Below are 19,478 nucleotides of genomic sequence, written 5' to 3'. Positions count from 1 at the left end.
GCTGGACGGGGCAAGCACGACGGGTGTGCGGCGGGTCGCGCCCGGGGTGCTCGAACGCCGTCCGTCCGCTCGTGCGAGGTCGCCGGGTAGGGTCACCCGTTATGGCCAACGGAACCACTGACGAAACGTCGGGCGAGGCGCCCGGCAAGCCCGCCGAGCTGCTCGACCTGCGGGACAGCATCGACAACATCGACGCGGCCCTGATCCACTTGCTCGCCGAGCGATTCAAGTGCACCCAGCGGGTGGGCGTGCTCAAGGCCGAGCACAAGCTGCCGCCGGCCGACCCGGCCCGCGAGGCGGTACAGATCCGCCGTCTGCGCGCGCTGGCCGAGAGCGCCAAGCTGGACCCCGACTTCGCGGAGAAGTTCCTCAACTTCCTGGTCGCCGAAGTGATTCACCATCACGAGGCAATCGCCCGCGCGTGATCAACCTCCGACGGGCTCGTTGAGTCGATTGCCTGCACTGCCCGAAATCCCCCTTCGGTAGCGCCGTCTGACGTTTCGTCACGCGCGGGTTGCTACTAACGGGGGAAGTTCGCGCGCCCCCCGTCACCGGTACCCCGCCCACGCGTTGGACGTCCCGGAACTTCGGTTCCACCGTCTATCGATCGATGGGAATAACTACCAGTGAACAAGCTCACCAAGGGTGCGGTCGTCACCGCCGCCATTCTCGGCGGTTCGGTTGCGATGGGGGGCCAGGCGTTCGCGTCGGCCGATGCGGACGGCGCCGCCGTGGACTCGCCCGGCGTGCTCTCCGGGAACAACGTCCAGGTGCCGGTGCACGTTCCGGTCAACATCTGCGGCAACAGCGTCAACATCATCGCGGCGCTGAACCCCACGTTCGGCAACACCTGCCTGAACGGGGACGGCATGGACCACGCCACCCCGATGCCCCCCGGGCACCAGGGTCACCCCGCTCAGCCGCCGCACCACGCCCCGCCGACCGACGACTGTCCGCCGGAGCTCCCGCCGCCGCCGCACACCCCGCCGGGCGACGACTGCCAGGACCCGACCGCCCGGGTCGGCGGCGCCCCGAACCTGGCCGGCGCGATGCTGGGCTGAACCGCCCGCCACGGCACGTCGGCCCCGGAACACCTCCCACGTGTTCCGGGGCCGCGAGCTTCCCGCGGGCATGGGCCGGCGGTGCCGGCCTCCTCGGCAGCGTCAGGCGGACACCCGATCGCGCAGCCGGCGCGGCGCCGGCTTGGGCTTGGGCGGCTTGCCGACCGCCGAGACCGCGCCCACCACCGCGATCACCAGGGAGATCGCGGTGATCGCGCCGAGCATGCCGAAGGTGCCGACCAGCGCCTCGCTGCGATCCGCGTCGCCGGTGATCAGGATCAGCAGGCCGACCAGCGCGGCGGCGATCGCCATCGCGCCCACCATCCGGGCGAACTCGGTCACCTCGTAGCGGATCCGCTCCACGCCGTGCGTCGGCGGTCGCCACGGCAACGGCCCGCCGAGAAAGTGATAGCCCACCCGCTGGTCCACCCAGCGGATCGCCCGATGGCCGAACATCACGGTGCTGCCGATGTACAACGCGGCGATCCCGTGCCGCGCGCCGGCGGTGGCGCCGCCGCGCAGGTCCACCACGGCGACCACGAGCAGGATCAGCTCCAGGAGCGGTGTGCTGAACAGGAACACGTTGCTCAGCCGGCGGCGGCGCAGCGCGTAGCGGCTCAGCAGGCCCAGGGCGATCAGCACCCAGAAGCCCACCTCGCAGACCACGATCATGGCGACGACCACGGCGATCTCCTCCTCGGAGTGGGCCGAGCGCGCACCCCGAGGGGGTCGAGGCGCCGGCGAACGGACCCCACCAGCCTCTCTCGCGCGCGCCGCCCGGGGATCGTCGGCAGGGCGGATCCCGGCGTACAGACAACGATGTAGCGGGCGCCGGCGCGGTATCGACGATCCGTGACTCGCCCGCCGGATACTGTGCAGGCAAGGCCGAACAGCAGGGAGAGCACATGGCGCAGGAGCAGCCGGACGGTCGGGTCATGGTCGAGTTGGTGGACCCACAGGGGAACACGATCGGCCTCGCGGAGAAGCTGGAGGCTCATCAGCCGCCGGGTCTGCTGCACCGCGCGTTCTCGGTCTTCCTCCTCGACGACGAGGGCCGGGTGCTGATGCAGCGCCGGGCGCTGACGAAGTACCACTCGCCGGGCCGGTGGTCCAACACGTGTTGCAGCCACCCGTTCCCCGGTGAGGAGCCCCGGGACGCGGTGCTGCGCAGACTGACCGAGGAACTCGGCGTCAAGCCCACCGTGCTCGAACCGGCCGGCCTGGTGACCTACGACGTCACCGACGAGGTCTCGGGCCTGGTCGAGAAGGAGTACAACCACCTCTTCGTCGGCATGGTCGGCGGCGAACTCGGCCTCAACCCGGAGGAGGTCGACGACGTCGCGTTCGTGCCGCTCGCCGATCTGGACGGGTGGTTGGCCGGGCACGAGCACACCGCGTGGTTGAGCGCGGTGCTCGACCCGGTCCGGGAGCCGCTCGCGGCGCTCGCCGCACGCTGAGCACACGCCGAGGGGCGGGTCCGGACGCACCGGGCCCGCCCCTCGCGTGTCCCGTCCCGATGACGGGTCGGCGGGGGCTCGCGCTCAGGCCAGCGAGAGCGCCGCGAGCGCCGCGTTGACGATCGAACCGGGCAGCAGGTCGTGCAGTTCGTACAGGTCCTCGATCCGGCCGGTCTGGCCGAACTGGTCCACGCCCAGCGGCACGCTCGGCACGCCGAGCGCCGAGCCGAGCCAGGCGAGCGTGTGCGAGGACGAGTCGTGCACGGTGACCACGGGGGCCCGGTGCGGGAACGCGGTGCGCAGCGCGCCCGGCGCGGACGGCGTGGTCGCGGTGCGCACCCCCTGGCGCAGGGTGCGCTGCCACGCGCTGTAGAGCCGGTCGGCCGAGGTGATGTCCACGACGTGCGCGGCGATCCCCTCGTCGCGCAACTCGTGTGCGGCGGTCAGCACTTCGGGCAACACGGCGCCGGAGGCGGCCAGGTACACGGTCGGTGCGCCGGGCAGGTCGGGCGCGTCCAGGAGGCGATACGCGCCGGCGAGCACCTGGCGGCGCAGCAGCGCGTCGCCGAGCCGGGTTCGCGCGGCCTCGAACGGCGCCTGGTCGATCGGGCGGGTGGTCAGCCGGAAGTAGTAGGCGCCGTTGTCCGGTTCGACGCCGTGGTCCGGACCGCCGGCGATCCGGCCCACCGCGTCGCACAGCAGCCAGTCCAGCGCGGTGCCGTAGGCGGGTTCGATCAGCGTGGTGCCGGGCAGTTCGAGCCCGATCGACGCGGTGATCGTGGACTGGTGCGCGCCGCCCTCGGGAGCGAGCGTGACGCCCGAGGGGGTGCCGGCCACGATGAACCGCGAGCCGGAGTACACGGCGTGGATGAACGCGTCCAGGCCGCGGCACACGAACGGGTCGTAGACGGTGCCGATCGGGATCAGCGGCTGGCCGGACAGGTCGCCCGCCAGGCCGAGCTGTTCCAGCAGCAGGAACAGGTTCATCTCGGAGATGCCCAGCTCGATGTGCTGCCCGCCGGGGCCCTCGATCCACTTCAGCGCGCCCTCGCCGGACCACGCGCGGCGCTCGGTGGGCGCGAACACCCCGGTGCGGTTGATGAAACCGGCCAGGTTGGTCGAGGTGGCCACGTCGGGGGCGGTGGTCACCAGGTACGGCGCCAGCGCCGGGTCGCGGGAGAGGTCGACCAGGACCCGGCCGAAGGTCTCCTGGGTGGACACCGGCTTGCTCATTCGCTGATTCGTCGAGGCGGCGACCGGGACGCCGAGCGGGCCCGGCCGGGGTGCGCGGGACAGGTGCTCGCGGCGCTGCCCGGCCAGGATGCCCTCGGGCGTGGCGGCGTCGAAGCGGTCCCACTCGGTGCGCTCGCTCAGCCCGTGCTCGGCGCGCAGCGTGGCCACCTGCTCGGTGCTCAGCAGCGCGGAGTGGTTGCGCGGGTTGCCCGCCAGCGGCAGCCCCCAGCCCTTGACGGTGTACGCGAACACCACGCTGGGTCGGTCGGTGACCTCGTCGCAGCGCCGGTAGGCGTCCAGCAGCGCGGCGATGTCGTGCCCGCCCAGATCGGTGACCAGCGCGTGCAGCTCCGCGTCCGGCACGTCGGCGACGGTGTCCGCGACGTCGGCCGGCGCGCCGTCCAGGAAGTGCGCGCGCACGTCCGCGTCGGCGAGGCCGAACAGGGCCTGGTACTGCTCGTTGGGCATCGCGTCGATCCACGCCTTGAGCGGCGCGCCGCCGGGCCGGTCGAACGCGGCCTGGAGCCGGCGGCCGTACTTCACCTCGACCACATGCCAGCCGGCCGCCTCGAACTGGCCGCGCCACTGGTCGATCCGCACTCCGGGCACGACCCGGTCCAGCGACTGCCGGTTGAAGTCGACCAGCCACATCACGTTGCCCAGGCCCTGGGTGGCCGGGTCGGCGATGGCCTCCCAGATGTTGCCCTCGTCCAACTCGGCGTCGCCCAGCAGCGCGACGAAGCGGGACGCCGGGCGCGCTCCGAAGTGCGCGTCCACGTAGCGCCGGGCGGCGGCGCCGAACAACGGCGCGGCGGCGCCCAGCCCGACCGAACCGGTGGAGAAGTCCACCCATTCGCGGTCCGGGTCCTTCGTCCGGGAGGGGTACGACTGGAGCCCGCCCTTGGCGCGCAGCGTGGTCAGGTAGGACCGGTCCAGGTTGCCGAGCAGGTACTGGATCGCGTGGAAGACCGGGGACGCGTGCGGTTTGACGCTGATCCGGTCCGGGCCGTCGAGGTGGGCGAACCACAGCGCGGTCATCGCGGACACCAAGGACGCGGAGGACGCCTGGTGGCCGCCGACCTTGATGCCGTCCGCGTTCGGCCGGTCGTGGTTGGCGGAGTCGACGATGCGTGTCGCGAGCCACAGGATGCGGCGCTGGACGGCTTCGAGGACGGGCAGGTCGATACCGAGCGCGGCCGCGGCGTGGTCCGTGTCGCTGCGATGCATGGTCGTCACCTCAAGATCGATCGGGGTGGCCGAAGCATACGGCGATCGTCTCACCATGCGATACGCGTGGACGGTCCACGGTAGCTGCACGTATCCGTCCATTGACAGCGCGTCCCGGTGCTGTTGGTCTGTTCCGAGCGCCACCGCACTCACCCGATGGATCGTCCCGACGCCTCCGGAGGCATGCCATGGCCCAGTCGACCGCGATACCCGGCGGACCGCCGCCGACCGAGACGCTCCGGTCGTACGTCACCGACAACGGGTCCGACACGGTCACCGTCCTGGACGTGGTCACCGGCACGGCGGTGGCGACCATCGACGTTCCCGGTGCGCTCGGGCCGCCCGCGGTCGCCGGCGGATCCGTGTACGTCACCTCCCCGGAGCGGGGCGTGATCACCGTGATCGACACCGAGACGCCGGTGGTGCTGGGCCGGATCGCCGCGGCCTGGCCGCGCTCGCCGGTCGCGGCCCCCGACGGCGCCGCCGTGTACTTCGCCTCCTGTCCGCCCGCCGACCACGGCTTCGCGTCGAATACCGTCGAGGTGCTCAGCCCCACGCTGAACACGGTGGTGCGCAGCCTCCCGGTGCCGCACCCGGCCACGTCGGTGACGCCGGCTCCCGACGGTGACCGGCTCTACCTGGCCGGCTTCGCCGAGGACCTGGTCACCGTGCTCGACCCGGACACCGGCGCCACGGTCGTGGGCACGGCGAAGGCGCCCCGGGCGGTGGTGTGCTCGCCGGACGGCGCGAGCGTGTACGTGGCCGGCGCCGGCGGCGTGTACATCCTCGACGCGGCCACGCTGCGCTGCCTGGGCACGATCACGATCGAGGGCGGCGCCACCGACGTCGCGGTCTCCCCGGACGGCTCCCGGCTGTACGTGGTGCCCGACGGCGCACGGGACCTGCGGATCGTGGACCCGGCCACCCGCGAGCCGATCGGGAGCGTCGACACGCCGAACGCCGCGGCGGTCCAGGTCACTTCGGGCGGAACCCGCGCCGTGGTCCTCAACGCGGGATCGGGGGACGTCGTCGTCGCGTCGATCGTGGACACGGGCAGTGACACGATCGTGCACTCGGTGCCGATCGGACGGAGTCCGTCGCCGTGATCGCCGGCAACCGGGGCAGGGTCGGTCACGACGGTGCGCGGGCGCCCGGCCGGACCCGGGGGTGACGCCGCCCCGGGCGCTCCCGACGCCCGGTCGGGGCACCCGAGGCGGTTCGCGGCCGGAACCCGCCCCGGAGCGGCGCTACGCGAAGCGCTCCCGCAGGGCGGCCAGGCCGACGCCGTAGGTGCCCTCGGCGAAGACCGCGTCGACGGTCTCCACCACGTCCGCCTCGCCCTCGTAGGCGGCCGACCAGACCACCTCGCTGCCGTCCGGGTGCGGGTGCACCGCGAGCGTGCCCACGTAGTTCGACACCGCGAGCGGGACCTGGATCAGTCGGTAGGTCATCCGGTGCGCGTCCGCGTCGTGGCTGATCAGTTCCTCGCGCGAGAGCACTTCGCCGTCGATCGCGAACGCCCGCACCGCGCCCGGGGTGTTGGCGTCGCCGCCGCCCTCGATCGTGCTCGGCGGTACCACCGGGTGCCAGTCGCCGAGGGCGCCGAAGTCGCCGATGACCGCCCAGACCTTGTCCGGTGTGGCGGCGATCACAGCGGAACGCGAGAACTCGTGCATGAAGGCACTCCTGTCGGTTCGAAATTACGCGCGTGGAGATGGGACGATGCGATTCGATTCGGTTTTCCCGCCGATTCGACCCGGGTCCGCGCGGGTCCGCAATACCACCGGGTGGTTGGTGTCGGCCGAATAAATCACCCGCCCGATGTGGCCTGTCTCCTGGACGCGGAAACCACTTGGCGCCTAGAACCGTTGCAGGGCCGAACGGGTCACGGGAGCGACGAGGCGAGAAAGGGACGGCGAGGACGTGTTGTACGGACTTGTGCTGACGGCTTTCGCGGCGGCCATTCTGGTGACCGCGCCTCGCGTCCTGCGCCGGGCCGAACGCAGCGGCTTCGGTCCGCGCCACGTACAACGCGCGTGGCGGGCCGCGGCCGGTGGTGTCCTGGCGTCGTTCGCGCTGGCCGTGCCGGTCTACACGCCCGACCTGTGGCTGGCCCCGATGCGCGCGGCCGGCTTCGCCCCCCGGATCGGCATGCCGCACGTGCCGCTGGTCGTGCAGATCGTCGTCGCCTTGCTGGCGCTGCTGATCGTCGGGTTCGGCTGGCGCCGGGGCGCGGGCGCGACCCGCGACTACCGGCGCGCGTTGCGCGTACAACTGGACCGGCTGGAGAACTGCGCCCCACTGCTGGACGAGGAGGCAGGCGGCCGGCCGCGCCTGGTGATCGTCGAGGACGACGCGCCGCGCCTGGTGCTGCTGCCGTCCCGGCCGCCGCGCGTCGAGGCCACCACCCGCGCCCTGGACCTGCTCCGCCCGGAGGAACTGAACGCGGTGCTGACCCACATGGCCGGGCACCTGCGCCGGCGGGACGCGCAGTGGATGGTCTGCGCGGACACGCTCGCCGACGCCTACCCGATGGTGCGCTTCTTCGGCGAGTGGGCCGACCACGCGGCGGAACTGTCGGAGAAGGCGGCGGACGCGGACGTACGCGGCTCGATCGCGCGGGTCAACCTGCGCCGGGCGATCGTCAAGCTGTCCGGGCCGGGGCAGGCAGGCGGGCCGTTCTGCCCGTGCTTCGCGTGGCCGCAGCAGCGCCAGGAGGAACTGGCCGTGCACCAGGCCCAGGCGACCGCGCACCCCGAGGTGGCCGTCGCGGGCGTCCGCGTGGGCGCACCGGTCGCCTCCGCGGGACTGCGGCTGCTGACGGCGGCGGCGCTGCTGGTGCCCTCGGTGATCGTGGTGTCACCGCACTTCCTGTATCTGTGAGCCTCGCGCTCGCGCGTGCCGCGTCGGACTTTTCCGACCGGTGAGTCCTGTGCCGTGCGCGATCGGCACGGGGGTGGGCGCGCCCACCCCGTCGGGCCCGGTGTTGATCACCCTGTCGGGTCGCGACCGTTCCTGATAGGTATGCGGGACGGGCGCGGCGATGCCGGCCGGGCACGGGCCGGGCGGGGCGAGGAGGGCACGACGGTGACACACACGAGCCTCTGGGCGGCCATCGAGGCGCGGGCGGCCCGAACGCCCGACGGCGAACTGCTGGTCGACGAGCACGGTCGGCGGCTGACCCACCGGGAATTCCGCGACGCGGCCGAGGCCTTCGCGGCGTTCCTGCACACCCAGGGACTGGGCCCGGGCGACACGGTCACCTGGCAGTTGCCCACCCGGCTCGAATCCGTGGTCCTGGTCGGCGCGCTGTCCCGGCTCGGCGTCGTGCAGAACCCGATGATGCCGATCCACCGCGAACGCGAACTCGCCTTCGTCACCCGACAGACCGGCGCCTCGATGCTGATCGTGCCGCCGGCGTGGCGCGGGTACGACTATCCGGAACTGGCCCGTCGGGTGCGCGACCGGGTGCCCGGTCTGGAACTGCTGATCCTGGACGGCCCGTTGCCCACCGGCGATCCGGCCCACCTGCCGCCCGCGCCGCCGGTGCCCGGCACGCCCGAGGACGCCCCGGTGCGCTGGTACTTCTACACCTCCGGGACCACCGCCGACCCCAAGGGCGCCCGGCACACCGACGCGAGCATCATGGCCGCGGGTGTCGGCATGGCGGACCGGATCGGCGCGCGCGAGGGGGACAGGGTCGCGCTGGTCTTCCCGTTCGCGCACATCGGCGGCTGTACGACCTGGCTGACCGCGGCCCTCACGCACGGCGTCACGATGATCCTGACCGAAGCCTTCCACCCCGAGGAGACGCCCGACCTGCTGCGCCGCGAGCGGGTCACGCTGGCCGGCGCGGGCACCGTCTTCCATCAGGCGTGGCTGGCCGCGCAGCGCCGCCGGCCCGCCGGCGACCCGCTCTTCCCGCAGCTGCGCAGTTGTCCCGGCGGCGGTGCGCCCAAGCCACCCGGGCTGCACGAGGCGATCAAGCGCGAACTGGGAGGCGCGGGCGTGCTGGCCGGTTGGGGGATGACCGAGGCGCCGATCCTGACCATGGCGGGCCCGGACGACCCGGACGACGCGTTGGCCCGGGCCGAGGGCCGGCCCACCCGCGGAGTCGAGGTCACCGTGGTCGGGCCGGACGGGCTGCCGGTGCCGGTCGGCGCGGAGGGCGAACTGCGGGTGCGCGGGCCGCAGGTGATGCGCGGGTACGTGGACGCGCGCCTGGACGCCGAGGCGTTCGACGAGGCCGGGCGGGTGCGTACCGGTGACCTGGGCCGAGTGGACGAGCACGGCAACGTGTACGTCACCGGGCGTCTCAAGGACGTCATCCTGCGCAAGGGCGAGACGATCAGCGCCAAGGAGGTCGAGGACCTGCTGGACGCGCATCCGGCCGTCGCCGAGGTCACCGTGATCGGTCTGCCGGATTCCGAACGCGGCGAAATGGTGTGCGCGGTGATCGTGCCGAGCGATCCGTCGATTCCACCTGATCTGCGTACTCTGCGGGATTTCCTGGGCACTCGGGAAGTGATGCGGCAGAAGTTCCCGGAGCGTATCGAGATCGTCTCGGCACTGCCGCGGAATCCGTCCGGAAAGGTGCTCAAGAAGCAGCTTCGGGAGCGCTACGCGTAATCTGCCGACCATGATCGACGGCGAAGTGTGGTTGCGTTCCGAAGGCGCCGAGGCGCTGATTCTGCCGGACGCCGGGTGCCGGCTCGGCTCGTTGCGGGTGCGCGGGCTCGAACTGCTGCGGACCGAGGGCGAGCGGCCCGCGGAGTGGGGCAGCTATCCGATGGTGCCGTGGGTCGGCCGGATGGGCGGGGCCCGGTTCGAATTCGACGGCGCGATACACGAGTTCCCGGCGGACGCGGCGCCGCACGCGCTGCACGGACTCGGCTATCGCGGCGCGTGGAAGCAGATCGCGGGGGATGCCGCGTCGGCGGTCTTCGAGTTCGCGCTGACCGACCCGTGGCCGTTCGCGGGCCGGGTCGAGCAGACCTTCACGCTGACGCCCGACGGGCTGGTCACGGTGCTGCGGATCGAGTCCGAGACCGCGACGTTTCCGGCGCAGGCCGGGTGGCACCCGTGGTTTCGGCGGCGACTGGGCGTCGGCGGGCCGCTGGAGTTGTCCTTCACCCCCGAGTGGCAGGAGGAGCGCGGCGCCGACTACTTGCCCACCGGGCGCCGGATACCCCCGCTGCCGGGGCCTCGGGACGACTGCTACGGGACGCCCGGTGGGGTGGACGCGACGCTGGAGTGGCCCGGCGCGCTGCGGCTGCGGATGACCTCGGACTGCGACTACACGGTGGTGTACGACCTGCCGCAGGCCCACGTGTGCGTCGAGCCCCAGACGGGGCCGCCGAACGGCCTGGCGGGCCCTGCGGCCCGCCTGGTGCGGCCGGGGGACCCGCTGGTGGCGACGACGAGGTGGGCCTGGTCGGGGGCGGAGTAGGGCCGGGAGCGGGGACCTGCGGGCTCGGGGGAAACGGGGCTCTCGGTCGGGCGAGGTCGGGCTGATTCCGGGGATTGCGTCCGCGCGCGTCAGGAGGGCGTCAACAACGGCCCGCGGATGATCAAGGGCGCGGTAGGGGCGGGGTTGCCCGGTATGCGCGGTCGTAGCGTCGGAGTCGGGACCCGCGGTCGGCTGCGGGGCCGGACTTCGGAGGCTGTCGTGTCGGATGTGTTGATCACCGATGAGGAACCCGCTTCCGCGACCACCGCTCGGCGTGTGTTGATCGTGCCGGTGCGGTCGGTGGACGGGGCCAGGGTGGTCCGGCTGTGCCGGGATCCGCTGGGCGCCCGGGTGGTGGTCGCGTTCACGTCGGTGGCGCGGTTGCGGGCGGTGCTGGGCGCCGATCAGGAGTGGATCCGACTCGGGGCGGGCGCGGTGCGCTCGCTCGCCGACGAGGTCGGGGGCGAGCGCATGCTGGTCGATCCGGGACTCTCGGCGCCGCCGGTGCGGCACCAGGAGCCGGTGGGCGGGGCGGTTGCTCGGGACTCGGCGGCGGACGGCGCTGTCGGTGCGACCGGTGCGACCGGTATGAGCGGTGTGGTCGGTACGCCCGGGGTGGTCGGTGCGGCCGTCGTGCCCGTCGCGATCGACCGGGCCTCGGCCGCCGGGGCGGCACGCCCGCCGGCCGCCGCCGGGCTCGCTCCCGCGCGGGCGGTCTCGCCCACTCGGCCGTCCCTCGGCCGGAGCGCCGGCGGACTCGCGCCGGGCGTCGGGCCCTCCCGGGTATCAGGGGCGTCCCGATCCGTCCGGGATCCGCAACCGCTCGGTGGGCTGCGCACCGCCGTCGTCGCGGTGCTCCTCGTGGTGCTGTCCCTGCTCGGCTGATCTGCCGTCACCAATGCTCGTGTACAAGGGAGTTGCCATGTCCGTCACGCTTGCGGAGCCGGTATCGGACGCGGCCGTGTGGCCGCGTTCGACGCGGGAGCACGCCGGGGACCTCACGATCGGTGGCCTGACCTCGGCCGAACTCGCGGAGCGGTTCGGGACACCGCTGTACGTACTGGACGAACAACACGTGCGGGACACCTGCCGGGCCTACCGCCGCGCGCTGCCCGGGGTCGAGATCGCCTACGCCGCAAAGGCGTTCCTGTGCCGCGGCCTGGTCGGCTGGCTGCGCGAGGAGGGCTTCGGGCTCGATGTGTGCTCGGCGGGCGAGTTGGCCCTCGCCACCCTGGCCGGGATGCCCGGCGAGTGGATCATCCTGCACGGCAACGCCAAGTCGGCGGACGAACTGCGTGCGGCGCTGCGCCTGGGCGTGGGCCGGATCGTGCTGGACAACCCGGCCGAGATCGCCGGGTTGGCCGCGCTGGTGGCACCTCGACAGCGGCAACGGGTGATGGTGCGCGTGGTGCCGGGGATCGAGGCCGGCGCGCACCACGCGATCCGGACCGGCGGCGAGGACCAGAAGTTCGGCCTGTCCATCGCGCGGGGCGACGCGGAGGACGCGGTGCTGCGCGCGATGGCCCAGCCGCACCTGGAACCGACCGGACTGCACTGCCATTTGGGCTCGCAGATCGGTTCGGTGCGGCCCTGGCTGGCCGCCGTCGCCACACTCGTCGAGTTCCTGGCCGGGCTGCGCGACCGGCACGGGATAGTGCTGCCCGAACTGAACCTGGGCGGCGGCCACGGCATCGCCTACCGCGGCGGTGAACATCCGTTGGACATCGAGGCGTTCGCGGACGACGTGCGCCGGCAACTGAACCGCCGATGCGCGCTGTACGACCTGCCGGTACCGCGACTGATCGTCGAGCCCGGCCGGGCGATCACCGGTCCGGCGGGCGTGGCCCTGTATCGGGTGCTTGTGGTCAAGCGCACCGCGCACCGGGTGTTCGTCGCGGTGGACGGCGGCATGGCGGACAACCCGAGACCGGCCCTGTACGGCGCCCGCACCACCGTGCGCCTGGTCGGCCGTCCCGGCGCGGCGGGCACCCGGCGGGTCACCGTCGTGGGCCGCTACTGCGAGTCGGGCGACGTGTTGGCGGCCGACGTCGAACTGCCCGAGGACGTACACCCCGGCGACCTGCTCGCGATGCCGGCCGCCGGCGCGTACCAGCAGTCGATGGCCTCGACCTACAACCTGGTCGGCCGGCCGCCGGTGGTCGCGGTCCGCGACGGCCGAAGCCGCGTGCTGCTCCGCCGCGAGGGGATCGAGGACCTCCTGGCCAGAGACACGGGCAGCGAGTCCTGACCCGCGCCCCCTGATCGGCGACCCCCGCGCGCGGCGGGGGCGCCCCGCGTACGAACGCACTCCCGAGAGGCGTTCACCGCCCCGCCGCACCCGCTACACCCGTCCGTCACACCCGCCACGCCCGCCGCCGTGCCGGTCATGCGCGGAGCCTGGTCATCGGCAGTGCCGACTCGTGGACACCGTCGGGACCGGGCTCGACCCGATACGCGTGCGCGTCCGGCCGCTCGGCGACGAAGGTGTGCACCCGGCCGTCCACGAGGTGGATCGCGGCGCCGTCGTCCAGTGCGTGGCCCGCCGCGAGCAGACCCGCCGCGATGGCCGCGTGGTACGCCGGGCGGCGCTCGGCCTCGCCGTCGTAGTGCGGACAGACGCTGCCCCGTGCCCAGCCCAGGCCGTCCGCGAGCGGGCGCAGCGTCGGTCCGTACGAGTCGGTGATGCCACCCTCGAACCAGCACAGCGCGCCCGCGCTGAGACCGCACACCACCAGGTCGCCCGCGGCGGCCCGGGCCGCGAGCGCGGTGTCGAGGCCGTGCAGACGCCACAGGGCGAGCAGGTTCGCGGTGGAGCCGCCGCCGACGTAGATCACGTCCTGGTCGGCGAGTTCGTCCGCGAGGTCGGCGCCGGTGCGCCGGAACAGGCTCAGGTGCCCGGCTCTACAGTCGAGCCGCTCGAACGCGTGCCGAAAGCGGTCGACGTAGCCGTCCGCGTCGCCGGAGGCGGTCGGTACGAAGCACACGTTCGGACGGGCCCGACCCGCCAGTTCGAGCACGTATCGGTCGAGCGCGGAGGCCCCGTCGTTCATCGAGAAACCGCCGCCGCCCATGGCCACCAGATGAGTCGTCATCGAGACATCCTGCCGTGCCGGACGGCGGCCGGGTCGGCGCCGGTCTGCGCCGACCCGCGGTGCCGCGCGTGCGCGGGCCGAACGCTCAGCCGGCGCGCAACCGGGCCGCGTCGGCGGCGGGCAGCCGGCGGATCGCCTCGCGCAGCGTCACCCCGGACATCCGGGCCCGATGTGCGGTGGTCCAGGCGATCACGTACGCCGGATCCCGCTTGGCGATCTCCCGGAGCAGCCAGCCGATCGCCTTGCGGATGAAGAACTCCCGCTCGTCCAGCATCGCGTCCGCGTAGCGATCGAACCGGACCAGGTCGGGAGCGCCCGCGCGGATGCCCGGGAGCAGGCTCAGCAGCGCCGCCCGGCGGACCCAGAAGTCCCCGTCGGCGGCCCACGCGTCGGCGGTGGCGAAGTCCGCGGGATCTCGCCCCATCAGTACGCCGGCCACCTTCTCCGCGAGGGTGTCCACGTACACCCAGCCCGCCGATTCGCGGATCAGTCGCTCGACGAGCGGCAGATCGGCGCGGGTGAGCACGTGCAGGTGGAGCCGCAGCAGCTCGATCGCGGCGAACCGGCTCTCGTGTACCGGCCGAAGCCACAACGCGGCGACCCAGGCGAGGAGTTCGGTCCGGGTCGGTTCCGGGCGGGCGCGGGCCGTCGCGGTGACCGTCTTGCGCAGCACCGGCACGGTGACGCCGAGGAAGTCGAGATCGCTCTTCAGATACGCCTTCTCCGCCCCGGCCCGCTCCGGTGTGCCCAGCGCGGCGAGCGTGGCGACGAGTGCGGCGGCGGCTTCCTCGGCATCGAACACGCACCCACCGTACGGCTCGACGGTCGATCGGGCGATGATCGTTCGGTGCATTCGCGGACGTGTCGCTTGACATGAAGTCGACTTGAGGTTCGAGACTGTTCGCACCCGATTCGGCGCGGCAACCACGCCGGATCGGCCGGCCCGTCGGGTCGTCGTCCCGTCGTCGTTGTCCGTCGTCCCAGCAAACCCCGGAGTGTCCGATGCGCGCGATTCGCCTGAACGAGTTCGGTCCGGCCGAGAACCTGCGGTACGAGGAGGTCGCGACTCCGCAACCGGGGCCGGGGGAGGTGCGGATCGCGGTGGCCGCCGCGGGAGTCCACCTGGTCGACGTGATGCTGCGCTCGGGACGTACCCAAGGCCCTTTCCCGCAGCCGGAGTTGCCCGTCATCCTCGGCCGCGAGGTGGCCGGCACGGTGGACGTGGTGGGTGCCGGGGTGGATCCGGCCCTGGTCGGCCGGCGGGTGGTGGCCCATCTGGGCAACCGGAACGGCGGCTACGCGGAGTTCGCGATCATCGACGACCAGGCGCTGCTGCCGCTGCCGGACGGGGTACCGGCCGAGATCGCGGTGGCGATGGTGGGAACCGGGCGCACCGCGCTGGGCATCCTGGACGTTGCCGCGATCACCGCCGAGGACGTGGTGCTGGTCACCGCCGCGGCGGGCGGTCTGGGCACGCTGCTGGTCCAGGCCGCGCACGGGCTCGGCGCGCTCGTGGTGGGGGCGGCCGGCGGGGCCGCCAAGGTCGAGGCCGCGCGTGCGTCCGGCGCCGACATCGCGGTGGACTACACCGCCGCCGACTGGGCCGCGAGCGTACGCGAGGAACTCGCCGGACGGCCGGTGACGGTGGTCCTGGAGAGCGTCGGCGGCGAGATCGGCGGGGACGCGCTCGACCTGCTCGCGAAGGGCGGCCGACTCGTGACGTTCGGCTGGTCCTCGGGCGATGCCATCGCCGATCTGGACACGCGCGCCGCGGCCGCCGGGGTGGCCGTGGAGAACCCGTTGGGTCCGCGAATGGCCAACCGTCCGGGTGGCTTCAAGGCCCTGGCCGAGTCCGCGCTCGCGGCCGCCGCCGCCGGTGAACTGCGGCCCGCGGTCACCACGTTCGCGCTGGCGGAGGCGGCCGCCGCGCACACCGCGCTGGCCGGTCGGCAGACGGTCGGCAAGGTCGTCCTGCTGTCGTGACCCGACGCGCGCCGGGCGGGGGTCGAGCGGCGATCGGCTCGACCCCGGCCGGCGCCCGGTCGACGACCGCCGGCCCGCTCGACGCCGGTCGACCTCCGGCGGGCGAAGGCCCGCCCGGACTCCTTTCGATGAGCGACGGCCCGCTCAACTCCCACCCGGCACCGGGACATCGGTACCGGTCGCCCGGCGGCACCGCTCCTCGTAGCCGGCGAGTGCGTCGACCGGATCGGTGTGCGCGGCCAGTTCGCGGGCCAGCACGCGCGCGTCCACGATCGCCCGGGAGGCCCCGTCGCCGCCGACGCCGTCGATCGGGAAGCCGGCGTGCGCGGCGTCGCCGAGCAGCGTGACCCGCCCGTCGGACCAACTCGGCAGCGGCACCCGGTCGATCATCGGGTACTCGTACGCGACGTCCGCGTCCGCGATCACCGCGGGCACGTCCAGCCAGGGGAAGTCCCAGTCCGTGAAGTGGGCCGGGATGGTGTCGAGTTCGGCCGCCCGACTCCAGTCGCCGGGCCCCGCCTGCGGGCCCGCCGAGGGGTGGCCGGCGATCCAGTTCAGCAGCGCGGGGCGATCACCCTCGGCCGCCCGCAGCGGATACGCGACGAACGTGCGCCCGCCGTCCTCCACGGTGACCATCGTGTGACCGGTGTGCAGGGTCGCCGCGGGCGTCACACCGCGCCACAGCACCCGGCCGCCGGGTGCCGGCGGCGCCTCGCTCGGGTACATCAGCGAGCGGCCCGCCGAGTCGATCCCGTCCGCGGCGATCAGCACGTCGGCCACATCGGTGACGGTCTCGCCCGCACCGTCGGTGAACTCGACGGTGACCCCGTCCGCGGTCTGCGCGTAGCCGCTCAGCCGCAGGCCGGTGCGCAGCGACTCGGCGCCCAGCCAGGCGAGTTGGGCGCGCAGCAGGAGCATCTGCAACTCGCCGCGGTGGACCGACAGCCGCGGCCACGCGCGCCCGGCGGCCGACCCGAGCGGCTCGGAGCGGACCCGCTCGCCGAGCCGGTCGTGGTGGACCGACTCGTCGATCGGCACCGAGATCTCGGCGACGTCGTCGTACAGGCCGAGTTCGGCCAGTTCTCGCACCGCGTCGGGGAGTAGTTGGATCCCGACGCCGAGCGGGCGGATCTCCTCGACCGCCTCGTACACACTCACGTCGGCGATCCCCGCCGCGTGCAGACTCAGGGCGGTGGCCAGCCCACCGATGCCGGCTCCGGCGACGACAACGCGCACGAGTACCCCTGTACAGGTGGTTGGGATGTTGTCGCACGCAGGGTACGCTCCGGCCGTGCTCACCCGCTCGGGGGGTGGCGCACAATTGCCCCGGCCGGCCCGGACGGCGGAGCAAAACGGGACGGAGTGGGCCCGCAGGGGCGAGAATCGGCTCATGGGCACCCCTTCGAGCAATCCCGCGCAGGCCACCGGGCCGGCCGACCCGCCCCGGCTTCCCGAACTCCCGTACGACGCGTGGGTGCACACCCTCGACACGCTGCATCTGTTCGCGCAGATCGTCGGCAAGGTCAAGCTCGCCGCGAGCCACCCGCAGAACCACTGGTGGAACATCACCTTCACGGTGGACGCGCGCGGCTTCACCACCCGCCGGCTGACCGTGGCCGGCGTCGCCTTCGACATCGCGTTCGACTTCATCGACCACCGCGTGGTCTTTCGGACCGATCGCGGCGACGTGCGCGAGATCGCGCTCGTGGACGGGTTGAGCGTGACCGAGTTCGACGTCGCGGTGCATGGGGTGCTGGCCGAGTTGGGCATCGACGTGCCGCTGCTGGAGCGACCGTTCGGCGTCCCGCACCTGACCGTGCCGTTCCGCGAGGACACCGAGCACGCGACCTACCAGGCGGAGTACGCGTGGCGGTTTTGGCGGATCCTGACCTGGTCGGCGGACGTGTTCGAGGAGTTCATGGGCTGGTTCGACGGGAAGACCTCGCCCGTACAGCTCTTCTGGCACTCGTTCGACCTCGCGCTGACCCGGTTCTCCGGCAAGCGGGTCGAGCCGCCGATGCGCGGCGTGGACCCGGTCACCGCGGAGGCGTACTCGCACGAGGTGATCTCGTTCGGTTTCTGGGCCGGCGACCCGAACGTGCCGCACCCGGCCTACTACTCGTACGCCGCGCCCAAGCCGGACGGCGTCGAGAAGCAACCGCTCTCGCCGCGCGAGGCGCTCTGGCTGCCGGACGGCTCGCGATCGACCCTCGACTACGACGTGGTCCGGGTGGCCGAGGACCCGCGGCGCACGCTGTTGGGCTACCTCCAGTCCAACTTCGCCGCGAGCGCGAGCCTGGCGGGATGGCCGACCGACGAGATGCGATCCAACTGGTGCCCGACGAGCGAACAACTCCGGGCGCTGGCCCGCGCCGGGCTCTAGGGTGGGGCTTCGCCCGCCCGGGTCGGGTCAGAACCGCGTGTTCGCGCGCCTGCGCAGGTCGCGGCGGCGGGCCTCGCGGACCAGGGCGAAGGCCAGGACGACGGCCACCACGACGACCGAGGAGAGCAACTGCGGGCGGGCGGTGTGGTCGAAGAGCATCAGGATCGACACCGCCGCGAGGGCCAGCATCACGAACCAGGTCAGGTACGGGAAACCCCACATCCGGACCAGCAGCCGATCCGGGTCCTCGCGCTCGATCCGGCGGCGCAGCACCAGTTGCGACGCGGCGATGGCGAACCAGACGAAGAGCAACATCGCGCCGACCGAGTTCAGCAGGTGCTTGAACACCTGCTCGGGCCACCACACGTTGAGCAGCGCCGCCACGAACCCGAACGCCGAGGAGGCCAGCACGGCCGTCCTGGGCACCCCGTTGCCCGCCACCCGGGACAACCGCCGGGGCCCCTCGCCGCGCCGGGACAGCGAGAACGCCATCCGGGAGGCGCCGTACAACATCGAGTTGAGCGCGGACAGCAGCGCGGTGAAGACCACCACGTCCATCACATGCGCGGCACCGGGGACACCGATGTCCTCCAGGACGGAGACGTACGGGCTGCCGAGCCGGTCGGAATCCCACGGCAGCAGCGTCGCGATGATCGCCACCGAGCCGATGTAGAAGAGCAGGATCCGCCACACCGCGGTGCGCACCGCGCGGGCCACGTTGCGTGCCGGGTCGTCCGACTCGGCGGCGGCGATCGTGACGATCTCCAGACCGCCGAACGAGAACGCGACCGCGAGCAGGCCGGTGATCACCCCGTCCCAGCCGTTGGGCAGGAAGCCGCCGTTGCCGGTGAGGTTGGCCAGGCCCGGCGCGTCGGTGTCCGGCAGCCACCCCAGGATCGCCAGCACGCCGAGCACCAGGAAGCCGACGATGGCCAGGATCTTGACCGTCGCGAACCAGAACTCGGACTCGCCGAACGAGCGCACCGTGAGCAGGTTCGCGCCGGTGAACACGAGCATGATCACCAGCGAGAACACCCAGATCGGAACGCCCGGCAGCCAGCCGTGCGCGATGGCGGCGGCGCCGGAGGCCTCGACGGCCAGCACGATGGTGACCATCCACCAGTACAGCCACCCGACGGTGAAGCCGGCCCACCGCCCGAACGCGGCTCCCGCGTACTCGGAGAACGACCCGCTGCGCGGCACCGCCGCCGCCATCTCGCCGAGCATCCGCATCACCAGCAACACCAGCACCGAGGCGAGCGCGTAGGAGATCAGGATGCCCGGGCCGGCGGTGTGGATGCCCGCACCGGTGCTGACGAACAGCCCCGCCCCGATCGCGCCGCCGAGCGCGAGCATGGTCATGTGCCGGGGCTTGAGGGTGTGACCGAGGTGGTGGGTGCCCTCGCCGCCGGGGTCGGTGCCGGAGCCGGTCTCGGACCCGCCGGGGGCGGTGTCGGCGGCGCTGCCTGGGGTGTGTGGGCTGCTCATGGGTGGCGCTGATCCTGGGGACTGGAGGTCGTGCGGAGCAGACAGTATTCCGCAGTTCCGGAGGCGTCCGGCAAACCGGGACAACCCAGGGATGTTCGAGCCCGG

18 protein-coding genes are annotated in these 19,478 nt (G+C 72.9%); 11 read left to right on the top strand and 7 right to left on the bottom strand.

Annotation, left to right across the window (positions count from 1 at the left end; translation table 11 throughout):
* Positions 1–101 precede the first annotated feature (101 nt).
* Positions 102–425 carry a chorismate mutase gene (locus ACIBSV_RS32030; RefSeq protein ID WP_395869229.1) on the top strand — a complete coding sequence of 108 codons (324 nt, stop codon included), beginning with the start codon at positions 102–104 and terminating at the stop codon, positions 423–425.
* A gap of 201 nt (positions 426–626) precedes the next feature.
* Complete coding sequence (locus tag ACIBSV_RS32025; protein ID WP_395869227.1) at positions 627–1,061, top strand: chaplin; 435 nt, start codon at positions 627–629, stop codon at positions 1,059–1,061.
* A 102-nt stretch (positions 1,062–1,163) separates the two neighbouring features.
* Here ACIBSV_RS32025 and ACIBSV_RS32020 read toward each other — a convergent pair whose 3' ends face one another.
* Positions 1,164–1,745, bottom strand: coding sequence for a hypothetical protein (locus tag ACIBSV_RS32020; protein WP_395869225.1), 582 nt, complete (start codon positions 1,743–1,745; stop codon positions 1,164–1,166).
* A gap of 221 nt (positions 1,746–1,966) precedes the next feature.
* Here ACIBSV_RS32020 and idi point away from each other — a divergent pair, with 221 nt between their 5' ends.
* Positions 1,967–2,518: an isopentenyl-diphosphate Delta-isomerase gene (gene idi, locus ACIBSV_RS32015; RefSeq protein ID WP_395869223.1), complete on the top strand. Its 552-nt coding sequence runs from the start codon at positions 1,967–1,969 to the stop codon at positions 2,516–2,518.
* 84 nt (positions 2,519–2,602) lie between these two features.
* Here idi and ACIBSV_RS32010 read toward each other — a convergent pair whose 3' ends face one another.
* Positions 2,603–4,978, bottom strand: coding sequence for a transketolase-like TK C-terminal-containing protein (locus ACIBSV_RS32010; protein ID WP_395869221.1), 2,376 nt, complete (start codon positions 4,976–4,978; stop codon positions 2,603–2,605).
* Between the two features lie 188 nt (positions 4,979–5,166).
* Between ACIBSV_RS32010 and ACIBSV_RS32005 the strand changes: the two genes are divergently transcribed.
* Complete coding sequence (locus ACIBSV_RS32005; RefSeq protein WP_395869219.1) at positions 5,167–6,084, top strand: hypothetical protein; 918 nt, start codon at positions 5,167–5,169, stop codon at positions 6,082–6,084.
* A 141-nt stretch (positions 6,085–6,225) separates the two neighbouring features.
* Here the strand turns inward: ACIBSV_RS32005 and ACIBSV_RS32000 are convergent, their stop codons facing one another.
* Complete coding sequence (locus tag ACIBSV_RS32000; protein ID WP_395869217.1) at positions 6,226–6,654, bottom strand: SRPBCC family protein; 429 nt, start codon at positions 6,652–6,654, stop codon at positions 6,226–6,228.
* Positions 6,655–6,901: 247 nt separating this feature from the next.
* Between ACIBSV_RS32000 and ACIBSV_RS31995 the strand changes: the two genes are divergently transcribed.
* The 5 genes from ACIBSV_RS31995 to lysA all read left to right on the top strand — a co-directional run bounded on the left by ACIBSV_RS31995 (position 6,902) and on the right by lysA (position 12,675).
* Entirely contained in the window at positions 6,902–7,861 is a 960-nt protein-coding gene (locus ACIBSV_RS31995; protein ID WP_395869215.1) for a hypothetical protein, read from the top strand.
* Positions 7,862–8,065: 204 nt separating this feature from the next.
* Positions 8,066–9,607 carry a class I adenylate-forming enzyme family protein gene (locus ACIBSV_RS31990; RefSeq protein WP_395869213.1) on the top strand — a complete coding sequence of 514 codons (1,542 nt, stop codon included), beginning with the start codon at positions 8,066–8,068 and terminating at the stop codon, positions 9,605–9,607.
* Between the two features lie 10 nt (positions 9,608–9,617).
* Positions 9,618–10,427, top strand: a complete 810-nt coding sequence (locus ACIBSV_RS31985; protein WP_395869211.1) for an aldose 1-epimerase — start codon at positions 9,618–9,620, stop codon at positions 10,425–10,427.
* Positions 10,428–10,646: 219 nt separating this feature from the next.
* On the top strand, positions 10,647–11,312 hold the full coding sequence (locus ACIBSV_RS31980; RefSeq protein WP_395869209.1) for an SAV_915 family protein: 666 nt from the start codon (positions 10,647–10,649) through the stop codon (positions 11,310–11,312).
* Positions 11,313–11,349: 37 nt separating this feature from the next.
* Entirely contained in the window at positions 11,350–12,675 is a 1,326-nt protein-coding gene (gene lysA, locus ACIBSV_RS31975) for a diaminopimelate decarboxylase (protein ID WP_395869207.1), read from the top strand.
* Positions 12,676–12,811: 136 nt separating this feature from the next.
* Here lysA and ACIBSV_RS31970 read toward each other — a convergent pair whose 3' ends face one another.
* Positions 12,812–13,519 carry a Type 1 glutamine amidotransferase-like domain-containing protein gene (locus ACIBSV_RS31970; RefSeq protein WP_395869205.1) on the bottom strand — a complete coding sequence of 236 codons (708 nt, stop codon included), beginning with the start codon at positions 13,517–13,519 and terminating at the stop codon, positions 12,812–12,814.
* Positions 13,520–13,604: 85 nt separating this feature from the next.
* Positions 13,605–14,321, bottom strand: coding sequence for a DNA alkylation repair protein (locus tag ACIBSV_RS31965; protein ID WP_395869203.1), 717 nt, complete (start codon positions 14,319–14,321; stop codon positions 13,605–13,607).
* A 200-nt stretch (positions 14,322–14,521) separates the two neighbouring features.
* On the opposite strand from ACIBSV_RS31965, the gene ACIBSV_RS31960 reads away from it, so the two are divergent.
* Entirely contained in the window at positions 14,522–15,502 is a 981-nt protein-coding gene (locus ACIBSV_RS31960; RefSeq protein ID WP_395869201.1) for a zinc-binding dehydrogenase, read from the top strand.
* 144 nt (positions 15,503–15,646) lie between these two features.
* Here the strand turns inward: ACIBSV_RS31960 and ACIBSV_RS31955 are convergent, their stop codons facing one another.
* The gene (locus tag ACIBSV_RS31955) at positions 15,647–16,738 is read right to left on the bottom strand and encodes an FAD-dependent monooxygenase (RefSeq protein ID WP_395869199.1); all 1,092 of its coding nucleotides are present in this window, start codon (positions 16,736–16,738) and stop codon (positions 15,647–15,649) included.
* 154 nt (positions 16,739–16,892) lie between these two features.
* Here ACIBSV_RS31955 and ACIBSV_RS31950 point away from each other — a divergent pair, with 154 nt between their 5' ends.
* Positions 16,893–17,885, top strand: a complete 993-nt coding sequence (locus ACIBSV_RS31950) for a DUF5996 family protein (RefSeq protein WP_395869197.1) — start codon at positions 16,893–16,895, stop codon at positions 17,883–17,885.
* Between the two features lie 27 nt (positions 17,886–17,912).
* On the opposite strand, the gene ACIBSV_RS31945 is transcribed toward ACIBSV_RS31950, so the two are convergent.
* Positions 17,913–19,373 (bottom strand): amino acid permease, encoded by a 1,461-nt coding sequence (locus ACIBSV_RS31945; protein WP_395869195.1) that lies wholly within the window; start codon positions 19,371–19,373, stop codon positions 17,913–17,915.
* Positions 19,374–19,478: the final 105 nt, after the last annotated feature.

Source organism: Embleya sp. NPDC050154, from assembly GCF_044460165.1.
Lineage (GTDB): Bacteria > Actinomycetota > Actinomycetes > Streptomycetales > Streptomycetaceae > Embleya.
The sequence above is the reverse complement of the archived record's forward strand: the minus strand, read 5'-3'. Positions and strand labels throughout refer to the sequence as shown.